Origin of the sequence: Pseudomonas moraviensis subsp. stanleyae (assembly GCF_036283065.1) — a bacterium.
In the GTDB taxonomy this organism is placed as follows: Bacteria; Pseudomonadota; Gammaproteobacteria; order Pseudomonadales; family Pseudomonadaceae; genus Aquipseudomonas; species Aquipseudomonas stanleyae.
The window spans coordinates 295,558-312,986 of sequence record NZ_JAADJI010000003.1; the positions used below are offsets into that span (position 1 = coordinate 295,558).

Below are 17,429 nucleotides of genomic sequence, written 5' to 3' on the forward strand. Positions count from 1 at the left end.
GCTCAACCCTCCTTGACCAGGCCGAGATCGCTCAGCACGTTGCGCGTCGCGTTGTAATAACGCACGTACCCGGTGCAGCGGCAGACGTGGTGGCCAAGGCTGTCCTCAATCACCTGTTCCAGCTGACTTTTGACAATCGGCTGGCGTTGCAGCTTCTCGACCAGCACGGTTGCGGCGTTGACGAAGCCCGGCGCGCAGTAGCTGCACTGGAACGCGAATTCGTCGACAAAGCGCTGCTGGATCGGATTGAGCTCGGTGACCTGACCTTGCTCATCGCGAGTGGCGTGGCCTTCGATCGTGCGAACTTTCTTGCCCTCGAAGTAATGCGCGCCGGTGATGCAGGTGCGCACTTCTTCGCTGGTGCCGTCGGGGTTGTCGACGATTACCACACAGGCGTGGCAGATGCCCTGACCGCAGCCCAGACGCGAGCCGGTGAGGTTTTTGTATTCGTGCAGGTAGTCGATCATCGGCAGGTCATCAGGGATGTCCACCGGGCCGACGGATTGACCATTGAGGGTCAGTTGAAGCGGACGGTTAGCCATTGAGGGCCTCCTTGATGCGCGCAGCAGTGATGGGCAGGTCGCGAACACGTTTACCGATGGCGTGCGCCACAGCGTTACCGATGGCACCGACAATCGGGATCATCACCACTTCGGCGATGCCTTTTGACGGATCGCTCGGCGACAGCGGCGGCAGAATTTCCGCGGTCTGTTTCCACACTGCAACGTGACGCGCCATCGGCAGACGGTAACGGTTGAAGTTCCAGTCACCCTCCCCCGGCCCGCCTTCGTACAACGGCATTTCTTCCATCAGCGCATGACCAATACCCATGGCGACACCGCCTTCGAGCTGGCCCTTGACCAACTCTTCAACCAGCACGCGACCACACTCGATCCACGAATGGTGATTGAGCACTTGAACCTCTGCCGAGCCTTTGTTGACCTTCAACTCGACCAGCGTGGCGACCGGGCTGTAATAGGTCACCGCTGCGTTGTTCAATTGCACCACCGGGTAATTGACGTTCTGCCGATCGAGCAGATGGAAGCCAGCGCTGTTCATCTGCGCTTTCTTCGCTTGCGGCGCACCATCGCCGTATTTCACCGCCAGACCGTCGAGCGGCAGGCGCTCGCGCACGCCGTCGATGCTGTACTCGGCCTCGGCCCAGCTCCAGCGGTTGAAACCGTGCACCGTGGCGCCTGTCACCAGACCGCGTTCATGGGCGCGCCTGGCCAGCTCTTCGAAGCTCAGCGGTTGCATGCCGTTGGCGGTCAGCTTGCCATCGACCCAGTGCGCATCTTCGCGACGCACCACGTAAGGGTTGGCCTGGCCGCCATGCGGGCCCTGACGCCAGATTTCGAGCGCCGCCGGCCACAAACCGTGGTTGAACAGCACGCGCGCCGCTTCCCGGGTCGCATGGCTGAAGTAATAGGCGGAGTTGGTCGCCGACGACGCCGAGGCCAGCTTGCCGACCCAGCGCGGGTTGCGCAGCAGATTGTCCTGCTCGGCCTGGCTCATGATGTACGGATTGCCGCTGGTGATCAGTTGCATTTCCTGCCATTCGGTTTCGCCGGTCTTCACATCGTGCGCCGGGCTGCCGAGGAAATCGGCGACGACCAACGCTTGCGAGGTGGACATGCCGGTGCCGATTTCGATGCCGATGTGGCGCAGGGTGATGCGCCCGTCAGCAGTGAATTCAATACTGGCCATCGGCGCTTCGGAGCCGGTGCCGAAGTCTTTCTGGCAGATGGCGAAACCGACGCCATACCAGTTATCAGGATCTGCCGCTTCGCGTTGTTGCTTGATCGCGTCACGGTTTTTCCAGACTTCGTGCACCGAGGCCTTGTCGAGAATTTCGTGCAGGCGCAACGCACCGGCCGGAATCGCACCCTGGGTGTTCTTCATGCCGGACCGCAGGGCATTCCTGCGGCGCAAATCGATCGCGTCGACACCCAGGCGATTGGCGATCTCGTCGACCATCATTTCGGTCGCGGCCATGCTTTGCAGGGTGCCGTAACCGCGCATCGAACCCGCCTCGACCGCGCGCGAGTGGTACGCCGTAACCTGCAGATCGTTCTGCGGCATGTAGTAGATCGACTGCGCAGCCGTGGCACCCACCGCCGCCACCGACGGGCTGTAGTTGACCCGGCCGCCGCCGTCGACGCTCATTTCCGCGCGGAAAATCCTGAAGGTGTAGTCGTGCTTGTCCACGGCCAACTGGTAGCGGATGTCGAACGGGTGACGCTTGATACCGCTCTGGAATTGCTCGTAGCGGTCATTGGCCAGACGCACCGGCACACCGGCGCCGTACAACGCGGCCAGGGCTGCGTAGTAGACAAAGATGTTGTGGTCTTTGGAGCCGTAGCCGACGGTGTAGCCTGGGTGCATGTTCAGGTTGGTCAGGCCGAAACGCGACGGCCCGATCATCTTCGCCGTCTCGGTCGCAACTTCCAGCGGGCACTGAGTGGCAACAACGAAATGCAGGGTTTTGGTTTTCGGGTCGTACCAGCCGTTGCCGTTGTCCGGCTCGAGGGCGGCCGGTTCGATCGACGGGGTTTTGTAGCGCTCATCGAACACCAGCCAGTTGTCTGGCGGCGTGTCGATTTCCTGCTTCATGCGGTCGGCGTAGAACAGGCCGCGCTCGGTCAGGTTGCCGTGCAGGTTCGGCGAGGCATTCCACACCGGTCGGCGGTTCTTCAGCATCGGGAACAGGATCGAATCCTTGAGGCTGGCGAACTCGTCTTCGTCCGCCGAGGTCGCGCCGCCGACGCGCACGTAGCGGAAGCTGCCGTAGGGGTCGCCTTCGTAGAACGGCACCTTGGCGCCGTAACGAATCGCTTTGTCATTGAATTTGAGTTGATTCTTGGCCTGCCGGAAACGCTCGAAGTCGTTCCAGATCAGGATCGCCACCGGGTGACCGATGAACATCGGTACCTTGCCTTCGGGCAGCAATGGATCGGGAGCGTGTTCTTCGGGGAAAACGATACCGTCCTTGTCCAGATCGGCAGCGGTGACGATGCGGTCGGGCTGCAGATCGGCGCCGAGCCACGACAGGTCGTAGCCTGCGTAGATGCGGTCGGCCTTGATGGTTTTCAGCAGCATCGCGTGGCCCTGTTGCTCAGGCCAGCCGGGCATGTCCTTGGCGCGGATGTCGCGGGCAAACACTTTGCTGCCGCAGACCTTGGACAGGGCATCGTTGCGTTGCCGCGCCTTGCCGTTATTGCCGAGCCATTTCTCGGACGGCACGGTGACGCTGTTTTCCATCAAGGCAGCCAGCGCCTGACTGCTGAGCGGCGTAAGCGTAACGCTCACACCCGCCACCAGCCCGCCCTGAAGGAACGAGCGCCGGGATATTTCACGGTTGGACATGGATCATCCTCTGGGCGGTTATAGGTCCGCCCTTGTGGTTATCTACTGGGGATCTCGAGTCGTGCAGAAGCTCTTTCTGGCGAAGCAAAGAGCTGTGTTGACAGTGCAAAGCTGACCGAAAGGTTAACTTTAAAGGTTTCTGCGCCCGCAGCAAACAACCAGTTACAAAAACCTGACTAAATAATCAAAAAATCAATGCGACGTGGGATCGCAGGGGGCTTGCAGGGATTCTTGTAGGAGCTGTCGAGTGAAACGAGGCTGCGATCTGTTGATCTTGCTTTTTAAAATCAAGATTAAAAGATCGCAGCCTCGTTTCACTCGACAGCTCCTACAGGGCGATTTGTGCAGGGGTTCGAGAGGGGAATAGCCAAATTTCAGACACAAAAAACCCCGGTCTTTCGACCAGGGTCTTTGCTATCAATCCGATTCAGCCTGTGGCTGGTCTCGGCGCTTCAAGGCGTTCAGTGGTCCTTGAAGCAGATATGGCGCAGCGGACGGGACTCGAACCCGCGACCCCCGGCGTGACAGGCCGGTATTCTAACCGACTGAACTACCGCTGCGTATCGCTTTGAGCTTGCGCTCAAGTAACTCGTTTTGATTGCCGGCTTCGGTGCCTGGCAATCGCGAACCAGATGAATCTGACTCGTAAAATATGGCGCAGCGGACGGGACTCGAACCCGCGACCCCCGGCGTGACAGGCCGGTATTCTAACCGACTGAACTACCGCTGCGCGTCGGTGCAGGCACTTTCAGCCTACTCTCTTGCTTGCGCAAGCTTCTCGGGAGTGGTGGGTGATGACGGGATCGAACCGCCGACATTCTGCTTGTAAGGCAGACGCTCTCCCAGCTGAGCTAATCACCCGTTTGCATCTCCGAGGCCGCGAAATTTACGCAGGTGGCGAAGCTAAGTCAATAGCAGGATTGGAGTTTTTTTCAAAAACGGGTTTTAGCTGCAAGCTGCAAGCTGCAAGCTTCAAGAAAAAGCAGGATCACCTAAAGCAGGCACACCAGCGTCTTGCTTTAGCTTGCAGCTGCCTTTCACTGCTCGTAAATCATCTTTTTCGTCATGCCGCCATCGACGACGAATTCCTGGCCCGTGACAAACCCGGCATTGCGCGACAGCAGCCACGCCACCATCGCCGCCACGTCCTCGACCGTCCCTACCCTGCCCGCCGGATGCTGGGCATGATCGGCATCGGCCAATGGTTCTGCGCGACGCACCGAGGGATCACGCGCATCGATCCAGCCCGGGCTGACGGCATTGACTCGAATTTCCGGCCCGAGGCTGATGGCCAGCGCATGGGTCAGCGCCAATAATCCGCCCTTGCTCGCGGCATAGGCCTCGGTATCCGGTTCCGACTGCCCGGCGCGGGTCGAGGCCAGATTGACGATCGAACCGTTGTGCGCACGCAGGTAAGGCGCACAATGTTTGGCCAGCAACATCGGCCCGCTGAGATTCACCGCCAGCACCCGATTCCAATACGCCAGATCGAGGCTTTCCAGGGTGATGTTGTGCGGATCGGCCACCGCTGCGTTGCAGACCAGCGCATCCAGGCGACCAAACTGACCCAGCACCTCGGCCACGCCCAGCGCGACCTGATTTTCATCCGCGACGTCCATGGCGATGAACCAGGCATTCTCGCCGAGCACCTTTGCCACTTTGGAACCACGCGCCCTGTCGAGATCGGTCAGCACCACTTGCCAGCCTTCGCTGATCAGCTAAGCGGCGATGCCCAGGCCGATACCGCGTGCAGCGCCGGTGACCAGCGCCACGCGGCCATGGGTATTGGCCGTCGGTGTCGACAACTCGATCACAACGCCGCCAGACCGCGCGCCAGGTCCGCTTGCAGGTCGGCAACATCTTCCAGACCGACCGCGACGCGGATCAGGCTGTCGCGAATCCCTGCCGCTTCACGCTCCTGCGGTGCCAGACGGCCGTGGGAGGTGGTGCTTGGATGGGTGATCGTGGTTTTGCTGTCGCCGAGGTTGGCGGTGATCGAAATCAACCGCGTAGCATCGATAAAGCGCCAGGCGCCCTCTTTGCCACCCTTGACCTCGAAGCTGACCACGGCACCGAAGCCCTTCTGCTGGCGCTGGGCCAACTCGTGCTGCGGATGGCTCTTGAGGCCGGCGTAATGGACTTTCTCGATGCCGTCCTGCTGCTCCAGCCATTCGGCCAGCGCCTGGGCGTTGGCGCAGTGAGCTTTCATACGCAGATTGAGGGTCTCGAGACCTTTGAGGAAGATCCACGCGTTGAACGGGCTGAGGGTCGGCCCAGCGGTCCGCAGGAAACCGACAACTTCCTTCATCTGTTCGCCGCGACCAGCGACAACGCCGCCCATGCAACGGCCCTGACCGTCGATGAACTTGGTCGCCGAGTGCACGACAATGTCCGCGCCGAGCTTCAGCGGCTGTTGCAGCGCCGGGGTGCAGAAGCAATTGTCGACCACCAGTTGCGCGCCCTTGGCATGGGCGATTTCTGCCAGCGCGGCGATATCCACCAGCTCGGCCAACGGATTGGACGGCGACTCGACAAAAAGCAATTTGGTGTTGGACTTGATCGCCGCATCCCAGGCTGACAGATCGGCCAGCGGTACGTAATCGACTTCAACGCCGAAGCGTTTGAAATACTTCTCGAACAGGCTGATGGTCGAACCGAACACACTGCGCGACACCAGCACATGATCGCCAGCACTGCACAGGCTCATCACCACCGCCATGATCGCGGCCATGCCGGTTGCCGTGGCGACGGCTTGCTCGGCGCCTTCCAGCGCGGCGATACGCTCTTCGAACGCACGCACAGTCGGATTGGTGTAACGCGAGTAAACGTTACCCGGCACTTCGCCGGCAAACCTCGCGGCCGCATCGGCGGCGGTGCGGAACACGTAACTGGAGGTGAAGAACATCGGATCACCGTGCTCGCCTTCCGGCGTGCGGTGCTGACCGGCACGGACGGCCAGGGTATCGAACGCTACGCCTTCGAGGTCGCTGTCCAGCCGACCGGCATCCCATTCCTGACTCATGCTGTCTCTCCTTGCTGTTCTCGAACAATGAATATCACATACAAAACCGGCCCCTCAGGGCCGGTGGAAACTCAGTTGTTGTACAGATCGATGATCGCACTGACTGCCTGGGTCTTGACCTTCGAGGCATCGTTGCGCGCCTGTTCGATCTTGTTCAGGTAAGCCTCGTCGACGTCACCGGTCACGTACTTGCCATCGAATACGGCGCAATCGAAGTTTTCGATCTTGATCTTGCCGCCGCCGACCGCTTCGATCAAGTCAGGCAGGTCCTGATAGATCAGCCAGTCAGCGCCGATCAGATCAGCCACGTCCTGAGTCGAACGGTTGTGCGCGATCAGTTCGTGGGCGCTCGGCATGTCGATGCCGTAGACGTTCGGGAAGCGCACCGCGGGTGCCGCCGAGCAGAAGTAGACGTTTTTCGCGCCGGCTTCGCGGGCCATCTGGATGATCTGCTTGCAGGTGGTGCCGCGCACGATCGAGTCATCGACCAGCATCACGTTCTTGCCGCGGAACTCCAGCTCGATGGCGTTGAGCTTCTGGCGTACCGACTTCTTGCGCGCGGCCTGGCCCGGCATGATGAAGGTGCGGCCGATGTAGCGGTTCTTGACGAAGCCTTCGCGGAATTTCACGCCCAGGTGATTGGCCAGTTCCAGCGCCGCGGTGCGACTGGTGTCCGGAATCGGGATGACCACGTCGATATCGTGTTCAGGACGCTCGCGCAGGATTTTCTCGGCGAGCTTCTCACCCATGCGCAGACGCGCCTTGTACACCGAGACGCCGTCGATGATCGAGTCGGGACGCGCCAGGTAGACGTGTTCGAAAATGCACGGAGTCAGCGACGGGTTGGTTGCGCACTGACGGGTGTGCAGCTTGCCGTCTTCGGTGATATACACCGCTTCGCCCGGCGCGAGATCGCGGATCAGGGTGAAACCGAGCACGTCCAGCGAAACGCTTTCCGAGGCGATCATGTACTCGACGCCTTCATCGGTGTGACGCTGACCGAAGACGATCGGACGAATGCCGTGCGGGTCGCGGAAACCGACGATGCCGTAACCGGTGACCATCGCCACCACGGCGTAACCACCAACGCAGCGGTTGTGTACATCAGTCACGGCGGCGAACACGTCTTCTTCGGTCGGCTGCAGCTTGCCGCGCTGGGCCAGCTCGTGGGCGAACACGTTGAGCAGCACTTCCGAGTCGGAGCTGGTGTTGACGTGACGCAGATCGGATTCGTAGATCTCTTTGGCCAACTGTTCAACGTTGGTCAGGTTACCGTTATGCGCCAGGGTGATGCCGTAAGGCGAGTTGACGTAGAACGGCTGGGCTTCGGCCGACGTCGAGCTGCCGGCAGTCGGGTAACGAACGTGGCCGATACCCATGTGGCCGACCAGACGCTGCATGTGACGCTGCTGGAACACGTCACGCACGAGGCCATTATCCTTGCGCAGGAACAACCGGCCATCATGGCTGGTCACGATACCGGCAGCGTCCTGGCCGCGGTGCTGGAGCACGGTTAGCGCGTCATACAGCGCCTGATTGACGTTCGACTTACCGACGATACCGACGATGCCACACATGCGACGCAACCCCTACTTAATGGATCTGAACTGAGCAACACTCACTGAGGCGTTTTCGCCGTCGGCAAGAGCTGCTCCTTGAACGGAATCTCAGCGGGTACGCTGATTCCGCTGGCAAGCCACTGACTGCTCCACCCGAGTATCAGGTTTTTGGACCAGTCGGCGACCAATAGAAACTTGGGCACGAGCTGTGATTCTTTCCACCACCCGTCCTGCTGTACCGGCCCCAGGCTCAACAGCCCGACCGCCACGACCACCAGCAACACGCCACGCGCTGCACCGAAGGCCATGCCGAGGAATCGATCGGTCCCGGACAACCCGGTGACGCGAACCAACTCGCCGATAAGATAATTGATCATTGCGCCCACGATCAGTGTGGCGACAAACATGATGGCACAGCCCGCGATCACGCGAGCCGATGGGGTTTCGATGTATCCGGCGAGGTATTCGGACAGTGAGCCACCAAACATCCAGGCAACCGCTCCTGCGATGATCCAGGTCAGCAGCGATAAGGCTTCCTTTACGAAGCCGCGGCTCAGACTGATCAAAGCGGAGATGGCGATGATTGCAACGATCGCCCAGTCAACCCAGGTAAATGGCACAGTGCAGCCTACAGACGGATAAGGCGGCGCATTTTAGCAGAGCGCATGGCTGTCGGTAAGCTGCGATTGTCAGTGCTTTTCAATCGAGGTGATAGATTTCAGCCACGTTCAGGCTGAAAACGGACAACGAAGCCCTTGAGGTTCTGCTGGCGACTCAGCAGATCACGCAGACGATCGGCTTCGGCACGCTCGATCAGCGGACCGACGAACACCCGGTTCTTGCCATCGGCAGAACGAATGTAGGCGTTATAACCCTGGCTGCGCAGGTTTTTCTGCAGGCTTTCGGCGCTGGCGCGGCTAGACAGACTGGCCAGTTGCACCGACCAGCTCACTGACAGACCGTTGGCATCGACGCGGCTCTGCGTGGTGTCCGGCTTGCTGGTTGCCGAAGTGATCGGCTGGGCCGGCGCCGGAATCGGCTTGGCCACCGGTGGCGGCGTTGCCGGACGGGCAATCTGTGCAGGGATGGTCGGAGCCGGGGCAGCCGGGGCAGCAGGCGCTGCGTCTTCAGCGACTTCTTCGTCAGTCGGCACCGGCTCTTGCGGCAAAGCCTGCGGCTCAGGCACGGCGACCGGGTCCATTTGCACTTGCGGCAGGGCCGAAGGCTGAGGCGCAGCCGGGGCCTCGACCGTCACCTGACGCTGCTCGTCCTGGCGGGAAAACAGCATCGGCAGGAAGATCACCGCCAGCGCCACCAGCACCAGTGCGCCGACCATGCGCTGCTTGTACGCTTTATCCAGCAAAGCCATTTGCCGCTTCCTCCGTGGAGCGCCGGGCCAGCCACTCAAGGGCCTCGGCGACACAATAAAATGATCCGAACAAGAGAATCTCGTCGTCGCTGGTCGCTATCGCGCACTGCCCTTCCAGAGCGGCTGCGACGCTGTGGTAAGACGTGACCGAAGCGCCAAGGTTCTGCAGCGCTGCCTGCAACTCTGCGACCGGGCGCGCGCGTGGCGAATCCAGCGGCGCGACAGCCCAATGCGCGACACTAGCATTCAATTCGCCAATAACACCATCCAGATCCTTGTCCGCCAGCAGGCCGAACACCGCCAGGCGTTTGCCAACCAGCGGCCGCGCTGCCAGTCGACGCGCAAGATATTCAGCGGCATGCGGGTTGTGACCGACATCCAGCAACAGGTTCAAGCGCTTGCCATTCCACTCGAACGAACGACGATCGAGGCGCCCGACCACGCGCGTAGCCTGCAACGCCGCGACAATCTGTTCGGCATTCCACGGCAACCCCGTCAGCAGATAGGCTTGCAGCGCCAGTGCGGCGTTTTCCATCGGCAGATCGAGCAGCGGCAAGTCGCGCAATTCGACCGCTTGACCCTGCGCATCGGTACCGCGCCACTGCCAGAGTTGGTCGGTGATGCCGAGATCGAAATCGCGTCCACGCAGGAAAAACGGACACGCCAGTTCGCGTGCCTTGTCGAGCAGTGGTTGCGGAGGATTCAGATCGCCACACAGGGCCGGCTTGCCCTGGCGGAAGATTCCGGCCTTCTCGAAGGCTACGGATTCGCGGGTATCGCCCAGGTAATCAGCGTGATCGACGCCAATACTGGTGACCAGCGCAATATCGGCATCGACTACATTGACGGTATCCAGACGTCCGCCCAGCCCCACTTCAAGCACCACGGCATCAAGTGCGGACTGCTGGAACAGCCAGAACGCCGCCAGGGTGCCCATTTCGAAGTAAGTCAGGGAAGTCTCGCCGCGGCCGGCCTCGACCGCAGCAAAGGCTTCGCACAGCTGGGCGTCAGTGGCTTCGACGCCATTGAGCTGCACCCGCTCGTTGTAACGCAGCAGGTGCGGGGAATTGTAGACACCAACGCTCAGGCCCTGCGCGCGCAGCAACGAAGCCACGAACGCGCAGGTCGAACCCTTGCCGTTGGTGCCGGTGACCGTGATCACCCGAGGCGCCGGCTGGCCCAGCCCCATGCGGGACGCTACCTGTTGCGAACGCTCCAGGCCCATGTCGATGGCCGACGGATGCAACTGCTCGAGGTAGGCGAGCCATTCACCAAGGGTGCGCTGGGTCATACGTTGGCAGGCACCGGCGGTACCACGATCGGCTCGATCGGCGCGGCGACAAACTTCGGCGTCGGCTTGCCGGTCATCTGCGCCAGCAGGTTACCCAGACGCGGGCGCAGCTCTTGACGATGAATGATCATGTCGATGGCGCCGTGCTCCAACAGGAATTCGCTGCGCTGGAAGCCTTCCGGCAATTTTTCGCGCACGGTTTGCTCGATCACCCGCGGACCGGCAAAACCGATCAGAGCCTTCGGCTCGCCGACGATAACGTCGCCGAGCATCGCCAGACTGGCGGAAACACCGCCGTAGACCGGGTCGGTCAGCACGGAGATGAACGGAATCCCCTCTTCACGCAGACGCGCCAGCACGGCCGAGGTCTTGGCCATCTGCATCAGCGAGATCAACGCTTCCTGCATGCGCGCACCACCGGAGGCGGCGAAGCAGATCATCGGGCAGCGGTTTTCCAGCGCGTAGTTGGCAGCGCGAACGAAGCGCTCACCGACGATGGCGCCCATGGAACCGCCCATGAAGTTGAATTCGAATGCCGAAACCACCACTGGCATGCCCAGCAAGGTGCCGCTGACCGAGATCAGCGCGTCTTTTTCGCCGGTCTGCTTCTGCGCAGCGACCAGGCGATCCTTGTACTTTTTGCCGTCGCGGAATTTCAGACGGTCAACCGGCTCCAGATCGGCGCCCAGTTCGTTGCGGCCTTCCGGGTCGAGGAAAATGTCGATTCGCGCACGTGCGCCGATGCGCATGTGGTGGTTGCACTTGGGGCAAACGTCCAGGGTCTTTTCCAGCTCCGGACGGTACAACACCGCCTCGCAGGACGGGCATTTGTGCCACAGACCTTCAGGCACCGAGCTCTTCTTGACCTCCGAGCGCATGATCGAAGGGATCAGTTTGTCTACTAACCAGTTGCTCATGCTTTCTTTCTCCAGTACCGGCGGCCCGAACGCTCTGGTTCGCAGCCCCGCGTATGCCCTTGAGCTAAATTCATGTGTGTGGCGATGGTTGATGAACGGTCGCGGTCAGCGCGAAACATGACCTGCGTACGATTCAGCAACCCTCAGCCGCGCCTGCTTTGTGCAAGTGCATTGATGGACGGCGGCAGACTGCCAGCCGTCACATCGACGACGTATTGCCGCGCACCGCGTTGATGAATGCGCGAATCTTGCGGTGATCCTTGATGCCTTTGCTCGCCTCTACTCCGCCGCTGACATCCACCGCGTACGGTTTGACCCGTGCCACGGCGTCGGCAACGTTCTCCGGCGTCAGGCCGCCGGCCAGAATCAGCGGTTTGCTCAAGTGTTGCGGAATCAGTGACCAGTCAAACGCCTCGCCGGTTCCGCCGGGCACCCCTTCGACATAAGTGTCCAGCAGTACGCCACTGGCACCGGGGAAGGCATCGCAGGCAGCGGCAATGTCATCACCGGCCTTGACCCGCAGCGCCTTGATGTACGGACGATGCCAGCCTTCGCATTCCTCGGCGCTTTCGTCGCCATGGAACTGCAGCAGATCCAGCGGCACCGCATCGAGGATTTCTCCCAGCTCGCAACGGCTGGCATTGACGAACAGCCCGACGCTGGTGACGAACGGCGGCAACGCCTTGATGATCGCCCGCGCCTGCTGCACGTTCACCGCTCGCGGGCTCTTGGCGTAGAACACCAGGCCGATCGCGTCGGCACCGGCTTCGACCGCGGCCAGTGCATCTTCGATGCGGGTAATGCCGCAGATCTTGCTGCGAACGGCTGACATGTCAGGAAAACCTCAAGGCAAAATCCGAAAACGTCCCGGATGGTAACAAAAGCGTTCGAGGGCGTCAGCCGTCAAGTTCGGAGAAACCCGTAAGGAAATGTGGCCCGATAAAGCGCTCGGGCAACGGGAATTCGTCGTGGTACTCGACCTGCACCAGATACAGTCCGTACGGATGCGCGGTCACCCCGCCGGAGCGACGCTCGCGGCTTTCCAGCACTTCCTTCATCCACTCCACCGGGCGCTCACCAGCACCGATGGTCATCAGCACACCGGCAATGTTGCGCACCATATGATGCAGGAACGCGTTGGCACGAATGTCGAGCACGATCATCTTGCCGTGACGGGTCACGCGCAGGTGATGCATCTTCTTGATCGGCGACTTGGCCTGGCACTGACCGGCTCGGAATGCGCTGAAATCATGGGTACCGATCAGGTACTGCGCCGCCTCGGCCATACGCTCGGCGTTGAGCGGACGGTGATTCCAGGTGATTTCTTCGTTGAGGTGCGCCGGGCGAATCTGATCGTTGTAGATCACATAGCGATAACGCCGGGCGATGGCTTTGAAGCGCGCGTGAAAATGCGCCGGCATGACCCTGGCCCAACTGACGCTGATGTCGTGGGGCAGATTGATGTTGGCGCCCATGACCCAGGCTTTCAGCGAGCGATCGACCTGGGTGTCGAAGTGCACTACTTGGCCGCAAGCGTGCACGCCAGCGTCGGTACGCCCGGCGCATTGCAGGGACACCGGTGAATTGGCGACTTTCGACAAGGCTTTTTCCAGCTCTTCCTGCACCGTCGCCACGCCGGTCAGTTGCCGCTGCCAGCCGCTGTAGCGCGAGCCTTTGTACTCAACGCCCAGCGCGACGCGGTAAAAGCCGTCGGGCGCCATTTCGGCGACCGGGTTATCTATGTTTGCCAAGGTGGGACAGCCTGCTGATTTGCAAAGGCGGGCATTATAAGGCGGTGGGCCGGGGATGCCAGAATTCTCTATCGGCAGTGCCGCCCCTTCGCGAGCAGGCTCGCTCCCACATTTGCAATGCGCCCCCCCTGTGGGAGCGAGCCTGCTCGCGAAAGCAATCGATCAAACACCGCCGAATCCGGCACAAACAAAAACGGCAGCCCCACCGGGCTGCCGCTTGTTGTCTACCGCTGAACTCAGACCAGGTTGGAAAGCATTTCCTTGGCCTCGCCCCGCTGCTTCTCGTCACCCTCGGTCAACACTTCGTTGAGGATGTCGCGCGCACCGTCGGCGTCGCCCATGTCGATGTAAGCCTGGGCCAGATCGAGTTTGGTCGCTGCTTCGTCAGTGCCAGCGAGGAAGTCGAAATCGTCTTCGCCCAGATCGTCACCCATCGCAGCGTCCGCTTCGGTGAAGGTCGGTTCGGCCATGCTCTGCGACAGACGATCCAGCTCGGCATTGACATCGTCCAGCTCGGCCGCGAAGGCGTCCGGCTCGGCGGCGGGATTGGTGTCCATTTCGTCTGCCAGGGACAGGTCGAAATCGGCCGGCAACTCCAGATCGTCCTGCGGCACGTCGGCGACTACCGGCGTTTCGACCGGCGGCAGATCTTTCACACCGTCATCGAGGTCGAGCAGGAAGTCATCTTCAGCCAGGGTAGTTGGCGATGGCTCGGCGCCAAGGTCCATGTCCAGATCGAAGTCCGACAGATCGTCAAGATTGTCTTTCATCTCGGTCTGCTCTTGCAGCACCGAGGCGAAGCTCAGATCGTCTTCGGCCGGGAAATCATCCAGCTCGACCGGCGCTTCTGGCTCAGCCACTGGCGCAGGATCGACTGGGGTGATGTTGTCGAGATCATCCAGGCTCAAATCGAACGCTGTATCGAGATCATCAGCAGCAGTCTCGGGCGCTTGCGGCTCGTCCTGCAGCAGCTCCTTGACGTATTGCGCGTCCAGCTCGGCAGCGACGGCGGCAGCCGCGAGCCCACCGGCAGCAACCACAGCCATGGCCGGGAAGCGGCTTTTCAGCGCTTCGACCTTGGCGAAGTTGTCGCCGTTGGCGACCAGTTGGCGCTCTTGCGCGACGAACGCATCGCGGTCGCCCTGCTGACCGTAGACTTCCATCAGTTTCAGGCGCAGATCGCTGCGTTCCGGCTCAAGGCTGACACCCTCTTCCAGCAGCGCGGCGGCCTGATTCAGGCGGCCGGCGTTGATGTGCGATTGCGCTTTGTCGAGGACGTCATCCGAGCGTTCGCCGGCCGGGGCTACCAGAGGCGCGGCGATCGGCGCGGCCATTACCACCGGAGTGACAACCGGTGCTGGCGCTGGCGTCGGCGCAGGTGCCGGAGCAGGCGTGTTCAATTTGACGCTGGCCGCCGGAGTTTCCAGGCCAGAGAAGCTGCTTTCCGGCAAATCATGCTCGGCGGAAAACTCTTGTTCTTCAGCCAGAGCGCGAGCCATGCGCAGATGCTTTTCAGCTTCCTGCTGGGCTTTGCGACGACGCGCCAACAGCAACAGCAAAAGCAGCAGAACCACTGCACCGCCGCCAATCAGGCCGAGCAGGATCGGATTGGTCAGCAGGTCGTTGAAGGCCTTGTCATCGTCAGCAGCAGCGGGCGTGGTTTCGACCACCGGCTCGACAACCGGCTCCACTGGCGTTTCCGCTGGCGGCGCAATGGCCGACTCCGGGGTGGGCGAAGTCGCTGCGGCATCGGCCGGGGTCGCCGGCGGAGTCGCGGCCAGTTCGGCGGTAATCGCCGGCACCGGCGGTACAGCACCGTTGGCGCCAGGCGCAGCGCCCGGCGCGACACCGGTGCCATCGGCCTGCATCTTCGCCAATTGATTGTTCTTCAGCTCGATCAGTTTCTGCAGCTTGTCCAGCTGACTTTGCAGATCAGCCATGCGGCTTTTCAGTTCCTCGTTGTCACGACGGGTCGTGTCGAGGTTTTCCTGAGTGATCGCCAGTTTGTTGCTCAGCGCCTTGGCGTCGCCCGCCGGGCCTTTCGCGCCGGGCTTGGCGTTTTCCGCCGAGACCAGGCTCAGGTTGTCCTGAGTGTTGGGCGCCGCACCGGCATTGCCACGGCCGCGATTGGTCGCGTCGAGTTGCTGCTGACCAGTGCCAGGCTTGGCCACGTAGCGACGGCCCTGACGCCAGGCTTCGTTCTGCGCCGCCACTTCAGCGATGGCTGCCGATTGCGGCAGCGCGGTGCTTTGTACCGAGTCCGGCAGACGCAGCACCTGACCGGTTTTCAGACGGTTGATGTTGCCGTCGATAAAGGCATTCGGATTGAGTGCCTGAATCGCCAGCATGGTCTGCTGCACCGAGCCGCCATTGCGCGCCTTCGCGGCGATTTCCCACAGGGTGTCGCGCGGTGTGGTGGTGTATTGATTGCGATGGGTGGCGCCAGTGGTTGGCGCAGTGATGGTCTGCGACGGCGCTGGTTGCGCGGCAGCGTCAGCGGTCTGCGGCGAGAACTTCGACGGATCGAGCAGCACGCTGTAGTCACGCAGCAAGCGACCATTGGGCCACATCACTTGCACGAGGAACTTCACCATCGGTTCCGACAATGGCTGGCTCGAGGTCACGCGCAACACGCTTTTGCCGTTGGCGTTGAGCACCGGGGTAAAGGTCAGATCGTTGAGAAACGCCTGGCGGTCGACGCCGGCCTTGGCGAAATCTTCGGGTGAAGCCAGGCTCGGCACCACCTCGGCGGCGGTGAGATCCTTGACGTCGAGCAGCTCGATTTCAGCCACCAGCGGCTGGTTCAGGGTCGACTTCAGGGTCAGCTCCCCGAGCCCGAGGGCATGCGCCATACCGGAGGACAGCGCCGAGGCGGCCGCTATTGCTAACACCAGTTTGCGAACTTGAACCATAGCCTCATCCTTTGTTTGAACGTTCCTCGGCCAGCGAGAAGCTTTTGAATACCGCTGCCGTAAGGCATTGCGCGCGACGACGGAAGTCGCCGCGCGCGATCATTTCTTTACTGCCCCGGAAAGTCCCGGAGGGTGACTCGTCATCGAGCGCTTCGGGCAAGCATAGCGCGCACCTAGAATCAGTCGACAAATTGTTGCCAAGTATCTTTTACAGCAGGTCTTTTATCAACAACTCAGCCAGTTGCACGGCATTGAGGGCCGCGCCTTTGCGTACGTTATCTGACGTCAGCCAAAGATTTAGTTCCGCCGGGTCGTCGACGCCACTGCGTACGCGACCGACATAGACCACGTCCTGCCCCACTGCATCGCCGACAGCGGTCGGATAATCGCCAGCATCAACCAGCTCGATGCCCGGCGCAGCTTCGAGCGCTGCGTTGACCTTTTCCAGGTCAACAGCACTACCTGACTGCAAGGTCACGCTAAAGCTATCGCCAAAAAACACCGGGGCTTGAACGCAAGTGGCAGAAATCTTCAATAAAGGTTTCGCCAGTACCTGCCGAAGCTCACGCACCAGGCGTTTTTCCAGCAGCGTATGGCCCTGCGCATCCGGCGTGCCGACCTGGGCCAGCAGGTTGAACGCCATCTGCCGATCGAAGAAGGTCGGCTCCAGCGGGCGCATGTTCAGCAATTCGGCAGTCTGCCGCGCGAGCTCGGTGACCGCCTCGCGACCTTGCGCAGAAACCGCCAGATTGGCGGTGACGTTGACGTATTGCAGATCGATCAGATCAAGCAGCGGCGCCAGCACTACAGCAAGCGTGGTGGCCGACGGGCTTGGGCTGCTGACCTGGAACGGGCTTTGCAGACCGGCGAGGATATCGGCATTGGCCTCGGGCACCACTTGCGGCGCCTGGTCCGCCGGCAAGGCGCCGGACAGGTCGATCAACGAGCAGCCAGCGGCATGGGCGCGCGCCGCATAGCTCAGCGACACCGCAGCGCCGGCGGCGAAGAACACCAGTCGGACCTTGCTGAAATCGAACTCGTCGACCTCGCGCACGCGCACGTTCTTGTTGCGGAACAGCACCGAACTGCCGGCCGATTCACTGCTCGCCAGCAGGTGCAGATTGCCGACCGGAAAGTCACGCTCTTCGAGAATCTGTACGAGGGTTTCGCCGACAGTACCGGTGGCGCCAATAACGGCGATATCGAAAGTCTGGGTCATGGAGCTACCTCTGGCAAAACGGG

12 protein-coding genes, 3 tRNA genes and 1 pseudogene are annotated in these 17,429 nt (G+C 61.3%); all 16 read right to left on the reverse strand.

From position 1 onward, the window contains the following. Positions 1–2: 2 nt before the first annotated feature. The 16 genes and pseudogenes from GXB78_RS06625 to GXB78_RS06700 all read right to left on the reverse strand — a co-directional run bounded on the left by GXB78_RS06625 (position 3) and on the right by GXB78_RS06700 (position 17,406). Positions 3–542 carry a (2Fe-2S)-binding protein gene (locus tag GXB78_RS06625; protein ID WP_329514823.1) on the reverse strand — a complete coding sequence of 180 codons (540 nt, stop codon included), beginning with the start codon at positions 540–542 and terminating at the stop codon, positions 3–5. Then, positions 535–3,366 (reverse strand): xanthine dehydrogenase family protein molybdopterin-binding subunit, encoded by a 2,832-nt coding sequence (locus tag GXB78_RS06630; RefSeq protein WP_329514824.1) that lies wholly within the window; start codon positions 3,364–3,366, stop codon positions 535–537. Before GXB78_RS06630 ends, GXB78_RS06625 begins: the two co-directional genes overlap by 8 nt. Positions 3,367–3,849: 483 nt before the next feature. Further along, a tRNA-Asp gene (locus GXB78_RS06635) sits at positions 3,850–3,926 on the reverse strand. A gap of 93 nt (positions 3,927–4,019) precedes the next feature. After that, a tRNA-Asp gene (locus GXB78_RS06640) sits at positions 4,020–4,096 on the reverse strand. A 55-nt stretch (positions 4,097–4,151) separates the two neighbouring features. Continuing rightward, positions 4,152–4,227: transfer RNA gene (locus GXB78_RS06645), tRNA-Val, on the reverse strand. A 176-nt stretch (positions 4,228–4,403) separates the two neighbouring features. Beyond that, positions 4,404–5,180 (reverse strand): annotated as a pseudogene (locus GXB78_RS06650) (SDR family oxidoreductase). After that, entirely contained in the window at positions 5,177–6,388 is a 1,212-nt protein-coding gene (locus GXB78_RS06655) for an O-succinylhomoserine sulfhydrylase (protein ID WP_016773944.1), read from the reverse strand. The pseudogene GXB78_RS06650 and the gene GXB78_RS06655 overlap by 4 nt, the downstream one beginning before the upstream one ends. A 71-nt stretch (positions 6,389–6,459) precedes the next feature. Next, entirely contained in the window at positions 6,460–7,965 is a 1,506-nt protein-coding gene (gene purF / locus GXB78_RS06660) for an amidophosphoribosyltransferase (protein ID WP_007956466.1), read from the reverse strand. Positions 7,966–8,006: 41 nt separating this feature from the next. Beyond that, entirely contained in the window at positions 8,007–8,567 is a 561-nt protein-coding gene (locus GXB78_RS06665; RefSeq protein WP_016773942.1) for a CvpA family protein, read from the reverse strand. A gap of 98 nt (positions 8,568–8,665) precedes the next feature. Then, the gene (locus GXB78_RS06670; protein WP_329514825.1) at positions 8,666–9,316 is read right to left on the reverse strand and encodes an SPOR domain-containing protein; all 651 of its coding nucleotides are present in this window, start codon (positions 9,314–9,316) and stop codon (positions 8,666–8,668) included. After that, positions 9,300–10,607, reverse strand: a complete 1,308-nt coding sequence (folC, locus tag GXB78_RS06675; RefSeq protein ID WP_329514826.1) for a bifunctional tetrahydrofolate synthase/dihydrofolate synthase — start codon at positions 10,605–10,607, stop codon at positions 9,300–9,302. Before folC ends, GXB78_RS06670 begins: the two co-directional genes overlap by 17 nt. Further along, entirely contained in the window at positions 10,604–11,524 is a 921-nt protein-coding gene (accD, locus tag GXB78_RS06680) for an acetyl-CoA carboxylase, carboxyltransferase subunit beta (RefSeq protein WP_016773939.1), read from the reverse strand. The genes folC and accD overlap by 4 nt, the downstream gene beginning before the upstream one ends. A gap of 199 nt (positions 11,525–11,723) precedes the next feature. After that, on the reverse strand, positions 11,724–12,356 hold the full coding sequence (locus tag GXB78_RS06685) for a phosphoribosylanthranilate isomerase (protein WP_329514827.1): 633 nt from the start codon (positions 12,354–12,356) through the stop codon (positions 11,724–11,726). Between the two features lie 64 nt (positions 12,357–12,420). After that, the gene (gene truA, locus GXB78_RS06690) at positions 12,421–13,245 is read right to left on the reverse strand and encodes a tRNA pseudouridine(38-40) synthase TruA (RefSeq protein ID WP_329514948.1); all 825 of its coding nucleotides are present in this window, start codon (positions 13,243–13,245) and stop codon (positions 12,421–12,423) included. 266 nt (positions 13,246–13,511) lie between these two features. After that, on the reverse strand, positions 13,512–16,187 hold the full coding sequence (locus tag GXB78_RS06695; RefSeq protein ID WP_329514828.1) for a FimV/HubP family polar landmark protein: 2,676 nt from the start codon (positions 16,185–16,187) through the stop codon (positions 13,512–13,514). Between the two features lie 208 nt (positions 16,188–16,395). Next, on the reverse strand, positions 16,396–17,406 hold the full coding sequence (locus GXB78_RS06700; protein ID WP_329514829.1) for an aspartate-semialdehyde dehydrogenase: 1,011 nt from the start codon (positions 17,404–17,406) through the stop codon (positions 16,396–16,398). Between the last annotated feature and the right edge of the window lie 23 nt (positions 17,407–17,429).

What these genes read in the sequence shown, in the direction of transcription:
- GXB78_RS06625 (WP_329514823.1), bottom strand. Translation starts at nt 542, where the DNA reads ATGGCTAACCGTCCGCTTCAACTGACCCTCAATGGTCAATCCGTCGGC.
- GXB78_RS06630 (WP_329514824.1), bottom strand. Translation starts at nt 3,366, where the DNA reads ATGTCCAACCGTGAAATATCCCGGCGCTCGTTCCTTCAGGGCGGGCTG.
- GXB78_RS06655 (WP_016773944.1), bottom strand. Translation starts at nt 6,388, where the DNA reads ATGAGTCAGGAATGGGATGCCGGTCGGCTGGACAGCGACCTCGAAGGC.
- purF (WP_007956466.1), bottom strand. Translation starts at nt 7,965, where the DNA reads ATGTGTGGCATCGTCGGTATCGTCGGTAAGTCGAACGTCAATCAGGCG.
- GXB78_RS06670 (WP_329514825.1), bottom strand. Translation starts at nt 9,316, where the DNA reads ATGGCTTTGCTGGATAAAGCGTACAAGCAGCGCATGGTCGGCGCACTG.
- folC (WP_329514826.1), bottom strand. Translation starts at nt 10,607, where the DNA reads ATGACCCAGCGCACCCTTGGTGAATGGCTCGCCTACCTCGAGCAGTTG.
- accD (WP_016773939.1), bottom strand. Translation starts at nt 11,524, where the DNA reads ATGAGCAACTGGTTAGTAGACAAACTGATCCCTTCGATCATGCGCTCG.
- GXB78_RS06685 (WP_329514827.1), bottom strand. Translation starts at nt 12,356, where the DNA reads ATGTCAGCCGTTCGCAGCAAGATCTGCGGCATTACCCGCATCGAAGAT.
- truA (WP_329514948.1), bottom strand. Translation starts at nt 13,245, where the DNA reads ATGGCGCCCGACGGCTTTTACCGCGTCGCGCTGGGCGTTGAGTACAAA.
- GXB78_RS06695 (WP_329514828.1), bottom strand. Translation starts at nt 16,187, where the DNA reads ATGGTTCAAGTTCGCAAACTGGTGTTAGCAATAGCGGCCGCCTCGGCG.
- GXB78_RS06700 (WP_329514829.1), bottom strand. Translation starts at nt 17,406, where the DNA reads ATGACCCAGACTTTCGATATCGCCGTTATTGGCGCCACCGGTACTGTC.